Origin of the sequence: Paenibacillus amylolyticus (assembly GCF_003719335.1) — a bacterium.
In the GTDB taxonomy this organism is placed as follows: Bacteria; Bacillota; Bacilli; order Paenibacillales; family Paenibacillaceae; genus Paenibacillus; species Paenibacillus amylolyticus_D.
In genome coordinates, this window is record NZ_RIAS01000038.1 from 1 (window position 1) to 2,271 (window position 2,271).

Annotated in this window: 1 protein-coding gene; it reads right to left on the reverse strand. The window is 50.6% G+C overall.

The annotated features are described in order from the left end of the window. On the reverse strand, window positions 1-2,271 hold a 2,271-nt coding region (locus EC604_RS29285), incomplete at both ends, for a condensation domain-containing protein (RefSeq protein WP_151458141.1).

The window sequence follows — 2,271 nt, forward strand, 5'->3', positions numbered from 1 at the left end:
CAAGCTTCGGCTCGCTCTCGTAGTGGCGTTTGCGTTAATAGTACCTTCGCTCCGCTGTCTTCGAGCATGAACCGCACGCGATCTGCCGGGTAATCCGGATCGAGCGGTACATACGCGCCGCCTGCTTTCCACACAGCCATCACGGCTACAAGCAATTCCACCGAACGTTCGGCAAAAATGCCAACGATGGATTCCCGGCCGATGCCGCTTGCGCGCAATGTAGATGCCAAACGATTCGCCCGCTCATTCAGCTCCGCATACGTTAGGCGGTCATTCTCGTACACAACCGCCTCCGATTCAGGTGCGCGCTGCACCTGTTCTTCAAACAGACGGTGGAACGCAGCCGCAAGAGTAACTTCCACTTCTAGTTGCGCCGGGTTAAATGAGTCGAGCATTTCTTTTTCCTCAGTCCTTAACAAGCTCAGCTCAGCAATCTTCGCATCCGGACGGCTTACAATCGTGACGAGCAACTGCTCGTAATGTTTGGCCAGCCGTTCGATCGTCTCCCTTTTATAAAGAGCCGTCGCATATTCGAAGCTGTAATCCAAGCCGCCGTTCTCCTCACCCACATCCAAGCTAATATCAAACTTTGCGGTATCCATTGCGCTCGGATAAGATGTCAAGCGGAGCCCTTCTAACTCGAATTCATCGTTCTCCGTATTCTGCATCGTAAACAACGTGTCAAAAAGGGGATTACGGCTTAAATCACGGTCGACTTGCACCTTGTCCACCAATTCTTCGAACGGATAGTTTTGATGCTCGAAAGCATGAAGGGTCGTTTCTTTAATTTCGTTCAGGTATGACAGGAATGTCTTCTCCGAAGACGGATAACTGCGAATCGCCAGTGTATTTAAGAAAATCCCGATTAACGGTTGCACATCTCCATGATTCCTTCCGGCAATTGGCGTACCAACAACCATATCTTCCTGACCTGAATATTTGTGCAGAAGCACGTTATACGCAGCAAGTAACACCATAAACAGTGTCGTGCCCGTCTCTGAAGCCAACTGCTTCAGGGCATCCGTTTTCGAAGCTTCTAAGAAAAACTCCAGTGTGTGACCCTCATAGCTCTGTACAGCTGGACGCGGATAATCGGTTGGCATTTCCAGCACCGGAATTTCCCCTTGGAACATGTTCAGCCAGTATGCTTCCTGATGCTGATGCCGTTCCTTCTGCTCCTGCGAATGTAGCCAAACGGAATAATCTTTGTACTGAATACGTAAAGGCTCCAGTTGTTCTCCACCATACAAGCGGACGAATTCTTCAACAAAGATTTCCATCGAAACACCGTCAGAAATAATATGATGCATATCGTACATTAGAATATGGCGTTCCGGAGTAAGCTGGACAAGGCCCACTCTCAGCAACGGAGGTTTCCCCAAGTCAAACGGACGGACAAAACGACGAACGATCTCTTCGACCTCTTGCTCATCCGCCGAGTAGAACTCCACGGAAAAATCCAATTCCTGGTAAATCCGTTGTGAAGCTTCGCCATCCACCATCTCGAACCCGGTGCGCAACATTTCATGCCTCTCCACAAGCTTATGGAATGCGTCTTCGAACCTTGCACGATCCAAAGCACCCTCTAGCACCATGGCTTCTGGCATGTTGTAACTAAGCTCCGCACCTTCCAGTTGATTCAAGATAAAGAGGCGTTTTTGAGCAAAAGATTGTGGGTACACCTCACGTTTATCCGCCAGTGGAATGGCAACGAATTTCTGCTCATCTAGCCGGGAAATAGCAACCGCCATGTTCTCGATCATAGAATGACGAAACACCTCTCGCAGTGGCAGATCCACGTTCAGCTCTTTATGAATCTTGCTGACCAATGTCGTTGCCCGCAGGGAGTGACCACCGATGTCGAAGAAGTTCTCGTACACGCCGATCTCCTTCGTAAGTCCCAGCACCTCCTGCCATATCGAGGCCAATTTTCTTTCTAGCTCATTGCGTGGTGCAACATACTCCGTTCCGCTTCTTGCCTCCCCTTCAGGCGCTGGCAGCGCCTTCCGGTCTATCTTTCCGTTCGGCGTCAGTGGCAGACGCTCCATCTCCACGAAGTACGACGGAATCATGTATCCTGGTAAGTCCTGTGCCAACGCGCCACGTAGATTGTTCACTGCCAGATCCGTTCCTGCATCCGGTGTGTAATATGCACATAACACTTTCTGCCCTTCCGCATCAGTTCGAACCAGCGCCACGGCTTCGCGTACGCCTTTCACCTGTAGCAACTTCGCTTCGACTTCGCCCGTCTCAATCCGGTAGCCCCGAATT